The 13,904-nt window shown below is 70.7% G+C and carries 16 protein-coding genes; 13 read left to right on the forward strand and 3 right to left on the reverse strand.

Annotation, left to right across the window (positions count from 1 at the left end; all coding sequences use genetic code 11):
- Positions 1 to 219: 219 nt before the first annotated feature.
- The 6 genes from ABZ478_RS05120 (at position 220) to ABZ478_RS05145 (ending at position 4,465) form a co-directional block, all read left to right on the forward strand.
- Complete coding sequence (locus ABZ478_RS05120; protein ID WP_359545892.1) at positions 220 to 1,455, forward strand: histidine kinase; 1,236 nt, start codon at positions 220 to 222, stop codon at positions 1,453 to 1,455.
- 77 nt (positions 1,456 to 1,532) lie between these two features.
- Positions 1,533 to 2,288 carry a response regulator transcription factor gene (locus tag ABZ478_RS05125; protein WP_359545468.1) on the forward strand — a complete coding sequence of 252 codons (756 nt, stop codon included), beginning with the start codon at positions 1,533 to 1,535 and terminating at the stop codon, positions 2,286 to 2,288.
- 113 nt (positions 2,289 to 2,401) lie between these two features.
- The gene (locus tag ABZ478_RS05130; RefSeq protein WP_359545469.1) at positions 2,402 to 2,632 is read left to right on the forward strand and encodes a hypothetical protein; all 231 of its coding nucleotides are present in this window, start codon (positions 2,402 to 2,404) and stop codon (positions 2,630 to 2,632) included.
- Positions 2,629 to 3,222, forward strand: coding sequence for a pilus assembly protein TadG-related protein (locus ABZ478_RS05135; RefSeq protein ID WP_359545894.1), 594 nt, complete (start codon positions 2,629 to 2,631; stop codon positions 3,220 to 3,222). Before ABZ478_RS05130 ends, ABZ478_RS05135 begins: the two co-directional genes overlap by 4 nt.
- Before the next feature lie 33 nt (positions 3,223 to 3,255).
- The gene (locus ABZ478_RS05140; protein WP_359545471.1) at positions 3,256 to 3,834 is read left to right on the forward strand and encodes a hypothetical protein; all 579 of its coding nucleotides are present in this window, start codon (positions 3,256 to 3,258) and stop codon (positions 3,832 to 3,834) included.
- 7 nt (positions 3,835 to 3,841) lie between these two features.
- A complete protein-coding gene (locus ABZ478_RS05145) occupies positions 3,842 to 4,465 on the forward strand; it encodes an OmpA family protein (protein ID WP_359545473.1) in 624 nt (207 codons plus the stop codon).
- Positions 4,466 to 4,502: 37 nt separating this feature from the next.
- Here the strand turns inward: ABZ478_RS05145 and ABZ478_RS05150 are convergent, their stop codons facing one another.
- A complete protein-coding gene (locus ABZ478_RS05150) occupies positions 4,503 to 4,877 on the reverse strand; it encodes a DUF192 domain-containing protein (RefSeq protein ID WP_359545475.1) in 375 nt (124 codons plus the stop codon).
- A gap of 110 nt (positions 4,878 to 4,987) precedes the next feature.
- Between ABZ478_RS05150 and ABZ478_RS05155 the strand changes: the two genes are divergently transcribed.
- Together ABZ478_RS05155 and ABZ478_RS05160 are read left to right on the forward strand one after the other, a co-directional pair.
- Positions 4,988 to 5,860 carry an LLM class flavin-dependent oxidoreductase gene (locus tag ABZ478_RS05155; RefSeq protein ID WP_359545476.1) on the forward strand — a complete coding sequence of 291 codons (873 nt, stop codon included), beginning with the start codon at positions 4,988 to 4,990 and terminating at the stop codon, positions 5,858 to 5,860.
- 54 nt (positions 5,861 to 5,914) lie between these two features.
- Positions 5,915 to 6,400 (forward strand): GNAT family protein, encoded by a 486-nt coding sequence (locus ABZ478_RS05160; protein ID WP_359545477.1) that lies wholly within the window; start codon positions 5,915 to 5,917, stop codon positions 6,398 to 6,400.
- Positions 6,401 to 6,425: 25 nt separating this feature from the next.
- Here the strand turns inward: ABZ478_RS05160 and ABZ478_RS05165 are convergent, their stop codons facing one another.
- A complete protein-coding gene (locus tag ABZ478_RS05165) occupies positions 6,426 to 6,935 on the reverse strand; it encodes a DinB family protein (protein ID WP_359545479.1) in 510 nt (169 codons plus the stop codon).
- A 53-nt stretch (positions 6,936 to 6,988) separates the two neighbouring features.
- Here ABZ478_RS05165 and ABZ478_RS05170 point away from each other — a divergent pair, with 53 nt between their 5' ends.
- From ABZ478_RS05170 to ABZ478_RS05190, 5 genes are all read left to right on the forward strand, one after another.
- Positions 6,989 to 7,876 (forward strand): class I SAM-dependent methyltransferase, encoded by an 888-nt coding sequence (locus tag ABZ478_RS05170; RefSeq protein WP_359545481.1) that lies wholly within the window; start codon positions 6,989 to 6,991, stop codon positions 7,874 to 7,876.
- A gap of 512 nt (positions 7,877 to 8,388) precedes the next feature.
- The gene (locus ABZ478_RS05175; RefSeq protein ID WP_359545483.1) at positions 8,389 to 9,162 is read left to right on the forward strand and encodes an isoprenyl transferase; all 774 of its coding nucleotides are present in this window, start codon (positions 8,389 to 8,391) and stop codon (positions 9,160 to 9,162) included.
- Between the two features lie 385 nt (positions 9,163 to 9,547).
- On the forward strand, positions 9,548 to 10,873 hold the full coding sequence (locus ABZ478_RS05180; RefSeq protein WP_359545484.1) for a PhoH family protein: 1,326 nt from the start codon (positions 9,548 to 9,550) through the stop codon (positions 10,871 to 10,873).
- 397 nt (positions 10,874 to 11,270) lie between these two features.
- Entirely contained in the window at positions 11,271 to 11,966 is a 696-nt protein-coding gene (locus ABZ478_RS05185; protein ID WP_359545486.1) for a transglycosylase SLT domain-containing protein, read from the forward strand.
- 158 nt (positions 11,967 to 12,124) lie between these two features.
- On the forward strand, positions 12,125 to 13,504 hold the full coding sequence (locus tag ABZ478_RS05190; RefSeq protein ID WP_359545488.1) for an AI-2E family transporter: 1,380 nt from the start codon (positions 12,125 to 12,127) through the stop codon (positions 13,502 to 13,504).
- Here the strand turns inward: ABZ478_RS05190 and ABZ478_RS05195 are convergent.
- The gene (locus ABZ478_RS05195; protein WP_359545490.1) at positions 13,403 to 13,855 is read right to left on the reverse strand and encodes a hypothetical protein; all 453 of its coding nucleotides are present in this window, start codon (positions 13,853 to 13,855) and stop codon (positions 13,403 to 13,405) included. The genes ABZ478_RS05190 and ABZ478_RS05195 overlap by 102 nt on opposite strands.
- Positions 13,856 to 13,904 lie beyond the last annotated feature (49 nt).

The following is a 13,904-nucleotide window of genomic DNA, read 5'->3' on the forward strand; positions in this document are numbered from 1 at the left end:
GGCGGGGTGACGACCATGACGCCGGCGAGGGGGACCACGGGCCGCCGGCACTGGCGTGGCCGGGCGGGGGCGGGCCCCGGTGCCGGACGGCCCGCGCCGGACGGTCCTACCGGCCGTGGCCCCGCTGATGGCGCCGGCGGCGACGCGAACCCGGTGCCGGGCCGGGCCCACCCTCCTCCGCCCGACCCCGAGAAGCTCCAGATCCGTGCCCTGCAGGCGATGTGCCGGCAGGTCTTCGGGTTCCGCCTCGCCATGATCGTGCTCGCGGCTCCGGCAGCGCTGCTCAACGCGTCCCCCGGCCTGGGCGTCCGCCTGGTCGGCGCGGCCGTCGTCGTCACCTTCATGGTGTCCTACGTGCTGTTCCGCGACTGGGAACGCTTCGGCCCCCTCCTGCTGCGCCACCCCAGCCTGCTGGCCGCCGACACCCTCTTCGGCTCCCTCCCGCTGATCTCCGCGGGCCCGGACACCACCCTCGCCTACGTCAGCGTCTGCACCCCGCTGCTCGCCGGCCTGGTCTACGGCTGGCGGGGCGCGGCCTGCTTCGCCTCGCTCCAGTCCCTGATCCTGCTGCTGGTCCACGCCACCCTGGAGGCCGACCAGCGGGCGGGCGTCGCCGAGTCGCTGCTGCTGCCCGGCCTGTGCGTCGTCACCGGCGCGATGGGCTCGACCCTGCGCAACCTGATGCTCCGCTACGGCGCCGCGACGCAGGCGCTCACGGCGGTACAGGCCCGCCTGGCGGCGACGGAGGCGGTACACGCGGAACGGGCCCGGCTGGCCCGCGAGATGCACGACTCGGTGGCCAAGACCCTGTACGGCGTGGCCCTGGCGGCCGACGGTCTGGCGGCGACCGCCTCGGCCGACGCCCCGGACCCGGCCCGGGTCCGCCGCCAGGCCGACCTGGTGTCCCGCTCGGCCCGCAGGGCGGCGGCGGAGTCCCGGGAACTCCTGGAGGACCTGCGCCGCGAGGACTCCCCGGTGGCGGCGCCGCACACGGACCTCTGGCCGGAAGCGACGTCCCGCGCCGCCGACTTCAGCACCCGCACGGGCCTACCGGTGACATGCCGGCGCACGGACGATCCCCGGGCCCCGTTCCCGTCCCTCCCCCCGCCCCTCGCCCGCCACCTCCTCGCCATCACCACGGAGGCGCTGGAGAACGCCCACCGCCACGCGTCCGCGACCCGGGTGGAGCTGACCGCGGGGGTGGAGGGCGACCTGCTCCGCCTGTCCGTCCATGACGACGGCACCGGCCTGCCTCCCGGTACGACGCTGGACAGCCTGCGCCGCTCCGGCCACTTCGGCCTGCTCGGCATGGTCGAACGCGCCGCCGCGGCGGGGGCCCGCATCCGCATCGGCCGGGGTGGCAACGCACGCGGCACGGAGGTCCGGGTGGAACTGCCCCTGCGGTCCGCACAGCCCGCCCGAACCGGCACCCCGCCCGATGAACCCTGGCCCTGAACCCTGAACCCTTGAGTTCCTGAGACCCCGACCCCTTGCCCCCCCCCTGAGAAGTTGAGCCCGAGAGGAGGCACCCGATGCAGCACCTGAACCCCGGCCCGGACTTCCCGCCGGCCACCGTCACGGTCCCCCTCCGCCTCGTGGTGGCCGACGACAACCCGGTCATCCGCGCGGGCCTCACCGCCCTCCTCTCCGACCGCGAGGACACCACGGTGGTGGCGCAGGCGGCGGACGGCCGCGAGGCGTACGAGGCGGCACTGCTCCACCGCCCCGACGTCGTCCTCCTCGACGTCCGCATGCCCGGCGTCGACGGAATCTCGGCATTGCCCCACCTGGTACGCCTGGCCCCGGTCATGATGCTGACGTACAGCCACGAGACGGAGACCGTACGGGAGGCGCTGCGGCTGGGGGCGGGGGGTTACCTGGTGCACGGTGAGTTCACGACGGAGCAGCTGGTGAGGGCGGTGCGTGACGTACGGGAGGGACGGCCGCACGTGACGCCGGGAGCGGCGCGGGCGTTGGTGAACGGGCTGCGGGAGAGTGCACCTGCACATGCGGAGCCTGAACCCCCGCCTGTTCTGGGCCTGATTCCACCCCAAAACCTTTCGCAACTGCAATCAGATGTGGGACAGTCGTATCGGTCGCGGTTCCAACTGAGCGGCAGGGAGGCGGAGATCATGAACCTCATCGCGTCCGGCATGACGAACCAGCAGATCGCTGCCGCCTGCTTCATCAGCGAGAAGACCGTCAAGAACCACATCAACCGCATCTTCGCCAAGCTCCACAGCACGACTAGGTCCCAGGCGGCGGCCAAGTGGCTGGGGGTGGCCTGAAATGGCCGACCGGGGGAGGGGCTGGGCCCGGGAATGGGTCCTGGGGCCCTTAGAGGGGCATCTTGTCGGGGCTTACGTTTCCGGGATCGGAAGTGAAGGCGGAGGGAAGCACCGTGAGCGATCTGTTGCTGAAAACGGCTGTGGCGACCAAAGTGCGCGTGAATGGCTGGAAGAACACGACGGTCGCAGCGATTCAGCGACGGGCGGGGGACCAGGGGCAGACGGCCGTCGAGTACCTGGGCATCATCGCGGTCGTGGTCGCGATCGTCTTGGCGATCACCGGTACGGATATCGGCAAGACGATTCTCGACAAGATCAAGACCAAGATCACGGAAATCACCTGATCAACCGGCGAGTCCACGGCGACTCCGGGCAGGCCTTCCCCATCTACATCACGGTGGTGGCGGGCCTGCTCTTTCTTGCGTTCGCCTACCTGGCGGTCGGCCAGGCCGCGGTGAACCGGGGCGGCGCCCAGACCGCGGCCGACGCGGCAGCGCTCGCAGCGGCTCAGGAAGCGCGCGACCAGCTCGCCGGTCTGTGGGTGGACGCACTGTCCGACCCCGCCAAGTGGACCGACATCTTCGAGGGCAAGGGTGCCGACGATCCGTGCTGGCGAGCGGAAGAACTGGCCGCGGAGAACGACGCCCACCTCAACTCATGCAAAACCGAACTTCTCAGATACGCGGTCGAAGTCCAGACCGACAAGTCGGTCGGAGACTCCGTCGTACCCGGGACCGAGAACATCAGGTCGACCGAGTCCGCGACGGCTGTCATCGAGTCTCTTTGTGAGTTCGATCCTCCCGGCGAGGACGCCACGACTGAGGCGCTGCCACAACTCACCTGCAAGGGCGGGAAGGTCTGGGAACCGGATCCGGACGACCGGGCAGGGCTGCCGAAACCCGAAGACCTTTTCGATGTTCACCTGGCCGACTGACAAGCGCACGACGATCAAGAAGGAAGCAGAGTCATGAGCATTCGGTTCGCTGCGCAGGCCCGCAGGGGGCTGTTCGCGCTCACCCTGTCGACCGGTCTGGTGCTCGGTGCGGCCGCCTGCGGTGGCAGTGGCGACGATGCCAAGCCGGATGCGTCGACATCCGCTTCGAAGAGCGGCGGTTCCAGGCCGAGTGCTCAGGAGGGGCAGTCCGCCGAGCCGTTGGCCGAGCTACGCGGTCCGGACGGCCTGACCCTGGCGATCACGTCGGCGGAGCGTGACGCCGGAGGCTTCGTCACCATCAACGCGCAACTCAAGAACGACGGCAGTAAGGACGCGGTTCTCTCTTCACAACTCAGCGGCAACGAAACCGAGATCATGAAGAACGGGCAGTCCTTCGGCGGAGCCACCCTCGTGGACTCCAAGGGCAGGAAGCGCTACTACGTGCTCCGAGACACGGAAGGACGTCCGCTGACCACCACCGGCGTGCAGACCGTCAAGACGGGCGACACCGTACCCATCTTCATGCAGTTCCCGGCACCACCTGCGGGCACGGCCCAGGTCAGCTTCCAGTTGCCGACCTTCTCCAGCGGCACCATCCAGATCTCCGGGTGAGGCCAAAGTGACCACCACACCCCGCCTCACCCTCACCCTCACCACAGCCGTCCTCCTCGCGGCAGCCAACCTCTCCGTGGCCCACGCCGACGACACCTCCCCCAGCGACCCCCCTGGCACGGAACCCTCCGCCACCGCCCCCGTGAAAGTCGACCCCACCGACCCGGACCTCAAGCTTCCCGAGGGGGCGACCCTCGCCGAGGCCAAGGTGCTGGACATCAAGTCGGTCGTCGAGGACCAGAGCGGGGACGAGCGGCGGGAGGACACCAACGCCGATGTCACCTTCGCCCTCCAGGCCGAAGTCCTCTTCGGCAAGGACAGCGCCAAGCTGAGCGGCGAGGCCAAGGCCCGTATCGCGACCATCGGCGATGAGATCAAGAAGCAGAACGCGACCCGGGTCCGCGTCTTCGGCTTCACCGACGACCTCGGTTCCTCCGCCCACGGCGACGTCCTGTCCAGGCAGCGCGCCAACGCCGTACAGGCCGTCCTCGACCAGGACCTGAACGACCCGAACGTCACCTTCGAGGTGCGCGGCTACGGCGAGCAGTACCCGATCGCCGACAACTCGACGGAGGCGGGCAGGAAGAAGAACCGCCGTGTGGAGGTCTCCTTCCCGCGCACGGAGAACTGAGGAGAACCCACCCGGGCCGCCGCGCGAGGTCCGGTGCCTACGCCGGCTCGGCCTCGATCCCGACCCGCGCCCCCGCCACCAGCCCCCACTCCGCCATCGCCCCCGCCTCCGCCTCCAGCACATGGCGGGACCGGAGCCGGGGCAGGCCCAGGCGGCCGGGGTGCATCGTGTGGACGGCCAGGACGGTGAGGTCGCGGTCCAGGTAGGCGACGTCGATGGGGAAGCGCATGCGGAAGGTGTGCACGCTGCTCGCGGGGGACAGCAGCATTGCCCCGGCGAGCGAGTCGCGGCCCAGCAGACCCCTCGTGCGCGCCCGGTAGGACGTCGCCATCTCCAGCGGGACGGCGACCTCCGCTCCGCCCCCGCCCGGCCGGATCAGCAACTGTCCCCGCCCGTTCCGCCAACGCGTCATCCCGAGCCCACCTCCGCGGTGACCGTACCCGAGGAGAGGGAGGGAGGAGTGCTGCAGGGCGCGTCTGTAAAGGAGTTGTCCCGTGTGCCGCCGCCCACTAGGAAGGCCCCATGACTGGACTAGGCGCGGTGTTCCGACCTCAGCTTCCTCCCGAGCGGCTTCGTGAAGTGGCCCGGGCCGCGGAGGAGTCAGGGCTCGAGGAGCTGTGGTTGTGGGAGGACTGCTTCCTGGAGGGAGGTGTGTCGACGGCCGCCGCCGCGCTCGCCTGGACCGAGCGGTTGCGGGTCGGGATCGGGCTGCTCCCCGTGCCGCTCAGGAACGTGGCCGTCACCGCCATGGAGGCCGCCTCGCTTGAGCGGATGTTCCCCGGCCGGGCCGTCCTGACCGTGGGGCACGGCGTTCAGGACTGGATGGGGCAGGTCGGCGCACGGGCCGCCTCGCCCCTCACCCTGCTGGGTGAGCATCTCGACGCCCTGCGCGCCCTGCTGCGCGGCGAACGGGTCAGTGTGAGCGGCCGGTACGTCCGGCTGGACGACGTCGCTCTCGACTGGCCCCCGGAGCGGCCGCTCGGCGTACTGGCCGGCGCCACCGGCCCCCGCACGCTGCGTCTCGCGGGGCAGAAGGCCGACGGCGTCCTCCTCACCGCCTCCACCCCGCCGGACGGTGTACGGCAGGCCCGGCGGATCATCGACGAGGCGCGCCGGGAGGCGGGTCTCGGCGGACCGTACCGGCTCGTCGTGAACCTCCTCGCAGCCACCGGCCCGGACGCCGCCGCACGGCTGCGCGCCGAACTCGTCGCCGAGGGGCTGGAGTCCGTACCGGACCTCGGGATCGCGGGGGACGCGGCGGCCGTGGCCGCCGCGGTGCGCCGGCTGGCCGAGGCCGGAGCCGACACCGTCGTCCTGCAGCCGACGGGCGGCGAACCGGACCCCGAGGGCTTCGTGCGCTTCGCCGCGCGGGAGGTCCGGCCCCTCGTGCCGTAGCGGAGCCGCGGGAGGAGGGCGGCGTTGTCAGCGGCGGCTGCCACACTGCACCGCATGACCGACGAACACGATGATGTGCGTCTGCGTGAAGTCAGGGACGACGACCTCCACATTCTCCATGACTACGAGAACGACCCGGAGGCCGTCCGGCGGTCGAGGTTCACTCCCCGGCCGCTGGACGCCTTCCTCGAGCACTGGCGGGAGCGGATCCTCCGCGACCCCGACAGCCTGGTGCGCGCGGTCACCGTCGACGGCGAGGTGGCCGGCAGCGTCGTCTCCTGGACCGCGAAGGACGGGCGCAGATTCGTCGGCTACTGGCTCGGCCGCCGGTACTGGGCGCGTGGCGTGGGAACCCGTGCCCTGGGCCTCTTCCTGGCGCTGGAGCGGGTACGCCCCCTGTACGCCGACCCCTTCTCGGGCAACACCGCCTCGGTCCGCCTGCTCGAGAAGCACGGCTTCGAACACGTGGGCACGGACCGGGACGGCGACGACGTGTTCGCCGTGCTCGCCCTCCGGCACCCTCCCGCGGAAGGCCGGTGACGGACACCGCGCCGGCCGCCGGCGGTCAGCCGCCCGCCGGGCGGTGGGCGCCGGTGGCCCCGTCGATCAGTTCGCGCAGGATGTCCATGTGGCCGGCGTGCCGGGCCGTTTCCGTGGTCATGTGGACGAGGGTCCAGCGCAGGGAGACGGACTGGTCGCGCCAGGAGGGGCGGCCGAGGGCGTCCAGGGGCAGACCGGCGATCATCCGGTCGGCGGCGGCGCGGGCGCGGCCGTAGAAGGCGACGATTCGGTCCGTCGTCTCGTCCGGGGCGATCCGCATGTCCTCGCCCTCGTACGGGTCGAACCACAGGGGTTCCGCCTCGCCGCCGAACGTCTCGACGAACCAGCCGTACTCGACCGAGGCCAGATGTTTCACGAGGCCGAGCAGGGTGGTCCCGGTCGGTGTCATGGGGCGGCGCAGTTGTTCGTCGTCCAGGCCGTCGAGCTTCCAGAGCACGGTGTCCCGATGGCGGTCCAGGCTCGCGCGCAGGATGTCCTTCTCTTCCGCGGTGCTGCCGGCAGGTGAGTTCGTCATGGACGCGGAAATTAGCAGGACGCTATGACGACGGGGCTGTGACGATGGCGTTCATGACAGACAACCGCTCCTTTGAGGACCTCGTGGCCGAGGGCACCGCCGTGCCCACCGAGGGCTGGGACTTCTCCTGGTTCGAGGGGCGGGCCAGTGAGGCGCGGCCCTCCTGGGGGTATGCCCGTTCGACGGGGGAGCGGCTGGGGCGGGCCGAGTCCGCGCTGGACGTCCAGACCGGGGGCGGGGAGGTGCTCGACTTCGCCCTGGGCCGGGCGGGGGCGAACCGGCCGCGTCTCGTCGCCGCCACGGAGGGATGGCCGCCGAACGTCGCCAAGGCCACCGCCCTGCTGCGGCCGCGTGGCGTGGTGGTCGTCGCCGCCCCGGACGACGAGCCGCTGCCGTTCGCCGACGAGTCCTTCGAACTGGTGCTCAGCCGGCACCCGGTGACCCCGCACTGGGCGGAGATCGCGCGGGTGCTGCGGCCGGGCGGCACGTACTTCGCCCAGCATGTCGGGCCCAGCAGCGTGTTCGAGCTGGTCGAGTACTTCCTCGGGCCCCAGCCGGAGTCGGTGCGCCGGGGCCGTGATCCCGAGGGCGAGCGGAAGGACGCCGAGGCGGCCGGGCTCGAGGTCGTGGATCTGCGGGCGGAGCGGCTGCGGATGGAGTTCCACGACATCGCCGCCGTCGTGCACTTCCTGCGCAAGGTGGTCTGGATGGTCCCGGGCTTCACCGTCGAGGCGTACGAGCCCCGACTCCGTGCCCTGCACGAGCGGATCTGGAAGGAGGGGCCGTTCGTGGCGCACAGCGCGCGGCATCTCTTCGATGTCCGGAAGCCGACCTCCAGGAGGGGGAAAGCGGGTTCTCCGGCCCTTGGTTCACCCGCGGTTCCCCGGGGGTTTCCACATCGTTATCGGGGACGGTTCACATCCGTCTCATCCGTCACGTAGGTTCAGGCCAAGGTAATTCGCGTCAGCAAAGCCGCGCGGGCGGCACCGCGCAGTGGAGGGGGCTGCGCGGTGCCGCGATGCCCCGCAGATCAACGGCGCAACCGTCAAGCCGCCGTTCGCTCGCCCGGTAGTCCGTCGGAGGGACCCCGGGACAACTCGCCGAGCGTTCACCAAGACGGCCCAAACCCTCTGGATTTCGCCGATCACCCCCCGATTTCCCTGGGAATCCGCTGTGAACCGACCATGGGGAACCCCTGAATCCAGCGTTCCGCGCACACCCCGGCGTCGCCGGTCGATTCCGGAGAGTAGTTGTGGGGCGCCGATGCACGCGCCCGCCCTCACGAAGGGTTATGGTGGAAACCCCCCCTCGGGCCGGTCCGTCTCCCCCCCACGGACCGGCCCGTTTTTTCTTCGGGAACCACCCGGCCGAGGGCCGGCGTCCCCACCCCGGGGGGCGAGCCGCCGGCAGCGGTACCCTCGAAACCCGCCCGAACCCCGAAGGGTCTTCTCCCGTGAACCTGCGCGACAAGCTGCGTGGCCTGCTCGTCGGGCTCTACGCGCGCCGGGTGGAAGGTCACCTGGACCACGCTCAGGTGCCCAAGCACATCGGCGTCATCATGGACGGCAACCGCCGCTGGGCGAAGGCGGCCGGTTCCACCACGGTCCACGGCCACCGGGCCGGTGCCGAGAAGATCGAGGAGTTCCTCGGCTGGTGCAGCGAGACCGATGTCGGGGTCGTCACCCTGTGGCTGCTGTCCACCGACAACTTCGACCGTCCGCAGGAGGAACTGGTCCCGCTCCTCGGCATCATCGAGGACGTCGTGCGCACCCTCGCCGCCGACGGCCGCTGGCGGGTGCACCACGTCGGCACCCGCGACCTGCTGCCGGCCGGGATGCAGAGCGTCCTCAAGGAGGCCGAGGAGACCACCGCCCATGTGGACGGGATAGTGGTCAACGTGGCCATCGGTTACGGCGGCCGTCAGGAGATCGCCGACGCCGTGCGCTCCATGCTCCTCGACGCCCAGGACAAGGGCGCGTCGCTGGAGAGCCTCGCGGAGTCCGTCGACGTCGACATGATCGGCCGTCACCTCTACACGGGCGACCAGCCCGATCCGGACCTCGTCATCCGCACCAGTGGTGAGCAGCGGCTGTCCGGATTCATGCTCTGGCAGACCGCCCACTCCGAGTACTACTTCTGCGAGGTCTTCTGGCCGGCCTTCCGCAAGGTGGACTTCCTGCGTGCGCTGCGCGACTACGCCGCACGTCACCGCCGTTACGGCGGCTGACGCCGCACACCGCCCACACCTCACGCCCCGCCGGCCACCACCCCGGCGGGGCGTCCCGTATACCCCGGTTGGGTGGGAAGTAACAAGGAGTTCACCGGTGCGCTGTCGGCCACTTCTGCATGGCGGCGCTTTTCGCAGGGCATAAGGCAAGCAGGTCGACGCCCGAACCACGGGTGTCGGATCTCAGCGGGCGGCACGGGGCCGTCCGCCCGGGAGGCCCTTTGCACCAGCCCGACCGTGCGGTCACCGCACGGAAGCAGCCGCGGAGGTCCGGTGTCCGGCCCGTCCTGCGCGGGGGCCGGGGACCGGTCGCAATGCTCCCGCCCTCCCGGCCCGGCTTCCGCTTCGTCGCTCCCCGACCTCATCCGAGGGGGTACGTCCTTCCGTGGTGACCAGCACAAAGCGCCACAAGCCAGATCGGCGCACTTATGTTCTCGACACCAGCGTCCTGCTGGCCGACCCCAACGCCCTGACCCGCTTCGAGGAGCACGAGGTCGTGCTCCCCGTGGTCGTGGTCACGGAACTGGAGGCCAAGCGGCACCATCCCGAACTCGGGTACTTCGCCCGTCAGGCCCTGCGCCTGCTGGACGACTACCGGGTGAAGCACGGTCGCCTCGACGCCCCCATCCCGATCGGTGAACTGGGCGGAACCATCCGTGTCGAGCTCAACCACTCGGACCCCAGCGTGCTGCCCACCGGCTACCGCCTGGGGGACAACGACTCACGCATCCTCGCGGTGGCCCGCAACCTGCAGGCCGAGGGGTACGACGTCACCGTCGTCTCGAAGGACCTGCCGCTCAGGATCAAGGCCTCCTCGGTCGGCCTGCTGGCCGAGGAGTACCGGGCCGAGCTCGCCATCACGGAGAACTCCGGCTGGACCGGAATGTCCGAACTGACCCTTCCGGGTGAACAGGTGGACCTCCTCTTCGAGGAAGGGCACGTGTACGTCCCGGAGGCCTCCGGTCTCCCCGTGCACACCGGTCTGACCATCCAGTCCGAGCGCGGAAAGGCGCTCGGCCGGGTCACCGCCGAGGGCAACGTCCGGCTGGTGCGCGGCGACCGGGAGGCGTTCGGCATCAAGGGCCGCAGCGCCGAGCAGCGCATCGCGCTCGACCTGCTGCTCGACCCGGACGTCGGCATCGTCTCGATGGGCGGCCGGGCCGGCACCGGCAAGTCGGCGCTCGCGCTGTGCGCGGGCCTGGAGGCGGTCCTGGAGCGCCGTCAGCACCAGAAGGTGATGGTCTTCCGGCCGCTGTACGCGGTCGGCGGGCAGGAGCTCGGCTATCTGCCGGGCTCCGAGGCCGAGAAGATGAGCCCGTGGGCCCAGGCCGTCTTCGACACGCTCTCCGCCGTCACCAGCCGCGAGGTCATCGAGGAGGTCACCGCCCGGGGCATGCTGGAGGTCCTGCCCCTGACCCACATCCGGGGCCGTTCCCTCCACGACGCCTTCGTGATCGTGGACGAGGCGCAGTCCCTGGAACGGAACGTACTGCTGACCGTTCTGTCCCGGATCGGCGCCAATTCCCGGGTCGTTCTGACCCATGACGTCGCCCAGCGGGACAATCTGCGGGTCGGCCGCTACGACGGTGTCGTGGCCGTGGTCGAGAAGCTGAAGGGGCATCCGCTCTTCGCCCATGTCACGCTGACCCGGTCCGAGAGGTCTCAGATCGCGGCCCTTGTGACCGAAATGCTCGAAGAGGGCCATATCTGACGGGAGTAGTCCCGTAGGCGCCGTCCGGCAAAGGCCAAGAGCCTAGCCGGGCGGCGCCTTCGCGTGTGGGGGTTTCCTGAAAAACCCTGGGCCAAACGAGGTGTGAGCTTTCACACGCAACTCGGAATTGCCACCCGGTGTCTGGTTACGGCAGAGTCTCACTCCTGTCAGGCCCCGCATACGACACACCTGTACCCCCAGCGGTACGGCACCACAGAAGCATCGTTCCAACTCCATAGCGTCGTCGTATGCCGCCCGCGCACCACGCGGCGCTCCCCGCAAGGGAGTTGCCCACCGGGCCCGCGCCTCCCGTGACCCCGCAGTTGGGAGGCCTGTGCCAGGGGCACGATTGCGTCCGCCAGGGTCACCGAAGCGGGCGATGCTGGAAGGAAACCGTGTGAGCCGGATTTCGGTCCGGGGATTCGCAGTGGCCTCGGCCACCGCGGTCACCGCCGTCGGAAGCGTCGTCGGTGTTGCCTCGGGCAGCACCGCGCAGAACAACGACGCCGAGGCGACGGCAGCCGACACCACGCTCCTCGCGGACATACCCGCGGGTCAGCAGGCCCAGGTGCAGACCGCGTCCCTGACGCAGCAGGCGGACGCGCAGGCCATCGCCGCTGACGCGAGTGCCAAGAAGGACGCCGAGGCAGCCGCCCGCAAGGCAGCCGCCGATACGGCGGTCGCCAAGAAGGCGGCCGCCCAGAAGGCCGCCGAGGCAGCCGCCAAGGAGCGCGCCGAGGCCAAGGCCGCGGCCACCCGCTCGACCCGGGACTCCTCCAGCTTCCCGGTGCAGAGCAGCTACAGCGTGGCGCAGATCCAGGCGATGGCACGTCAGATGGTGGCGGCCGACCAGTTCCAGTGCTTCAGCAACATCGTGAACCACGAGTCGAGCTGGAACTACCAGGCGGTCAACGCCTCGTCCGGTGCCTACGGTCTCTTCCAGGCCCTGCCCGCCGGCAAGTACGCCTCCGCCGGTGCCGACTGGCGGACCAACCCGGCGACCCAGATCAAGTGGGGCCTCAACTACATGAACGAGCGGTACCACAGCCCCTGTGGGGCCTGGTCGTTCTGGCAGGCCAACAGCTGGTACTAGGCCGGCGGCCGGTCCCCGGCAGTGGCCCGGCCCCCGCTCGACCCCGCGCAGCCCCTCCCCGTCCTACGGGGAGGGGCTTTCGCACTGTACGGTCGTACGCGAACGGCTCCCGGGTGAGCGGTGGCGTACACCCGGGAGGCGGGGGAAGAGGACGGATCATGTCGCGAGTGCCAGGGTGGCTGGGCCGGCTGGGTGCCGGACTGACCGAGATGAGTGAGCGGTTGGACGAGCGCCGCGCCGAAGTGGAGAAGGACACCGGGTCCGAGCCCGGCGCCGGCCGGAGGGCCGACCGGCCCGCCGACCCGGTACCGCCCGCTCCCCGGTCGGCCGCGGCGCCCGCACCCCGTCCGGCCGGACCACGGCCCGACCCGGCCCAGGCGGTGCCCTGGGGCGTGCGGGTCGCGGCGGAGGCGGGCTGGCGCCTGCTGGTCCTGGCCGGCACCGTGTGGGTCCTGATGCGGGTCATCAGCGCCATCCAGCTCGTCGTCTTCACCTTCGTCATCGCCCTGCTGGTCACCGCGCTGCTCCAGCCGACGGTCGCCCGGCTGATGCGGCACGGGGTGCCGCGCGGCCCGGCCACCGCGCTGACCGCGATCCTCGGCTTCGTCGTCATCGGCCTGATGGGCTGGTTCGTGACCTGGCAGGTCATGGAGAACATCGACACCCTCTCCAACCAGATCCAGAGCGGCATCGACGACCTGCGCAACTGGCTGCTGAAGAGCCCCTTCCACGTCACCGACAAGCAGATCAACCAGATCGCCAAGAACCTCCGCGAGGCCATCGGCGCGAACACCGACCAGATAACGTCCGCAGGGCTTGAAGGAGTTCAGGTCGTCGTCGAGGCGCTGACCGGCATCCTGCTGGTGTTCTTCTCGACGCTGTTCCTGCTCTACGACGGCAAGCGCATCTGGCAGTGGTTCCTGAGGCTGGTGCCCGCCGCGGCCCGGCCGGGCGTGGCCGGCGCCGGCCCGCGCGCCTGGCGCACCCTGACGGCCTACGTCCGGGGCACGGTGCTGGTGGCCCTCATCGACGCCATCTTCATCGGCATCGGCATCTACTTCCTCAACGTGCCGATGGCCGTCCCGCTGGCCGTCTTCATCTTCCTGTTCTCGTTCATCCCCCTGGTGGGCGCCGTCGCCTCCGGAGCGCTGGCGGTGATCGTGGCCCTGGTGACACAGGGCGTCTTCACCGCGCTGATGACCCTGGTGGTCGTCCTCGCCGTGCAGCAGATCGAGGGCCACGTCCTGCAGCCCTTCATCCTGGGCCGCGCGGTCCGGGTCCACCCGCTCGCCGTCGTCCTCACGGTGGCGGCCGGCGGCATGGTGGCCGGCATCGGCGGCGCGGTGGTGGCCGTACCGCTGGTGGCGGTGACGAACACGGTGGTGGGGTATCTGCGCTCGTACTCGGCGGAGGTGGCCGCGGACCAGGGCGGACCGTCAGCCGTAGAGGACGACCAGGGCGGCGAGGAGCAGCCCGGCCGAGGCGGCGAGGGCCCAGAACCGGTAGCGGTGCCAAGCGGCGAGCGCGACGGAGTATGACCACGCCCCGCCCGTGAGGGCGACGGCCCACCAGCCGGCCGCCGCGTGCGCCGCCGAGAGGACGATCGGCGCCAGCAGAAGCGTCGGCGGGACGACGGCGAGCCGCGGCCCGATGCCGAGCCGCTTGTACACGGCGAGCAGCACGGTGAGGGAGACCGCGAACAGGAGCGGGACGGCGGTCAGGTTCCAGCCGGTGAAGCAGAGGCCGTCGGTCGTCCGGCAGATCCGGTCGCTGCGCCGGCCCACCCAGGAGAGATAGGCCAGGGCACCGGTGGCCAGCACCGCTCCGGTGACGGCGGCGCCCAGCAGCCGCGGCAGGGCGGACGCCGGTTCCGTGCGGGGGGTGGTCATGTCCTGCAGCCTTCCGTACGCAAGGGACGGGGGCCTGAGTACCGGTACT

The sequence above is a fragment of the Streptomyces sp. NPDC005706 genome (assembly GCF_040631045.1).
GTDB lineage: Bacteria > Actinomycetota > Actinomycetes > Streptomycetales > Streptomycetaceae > Streptomyces.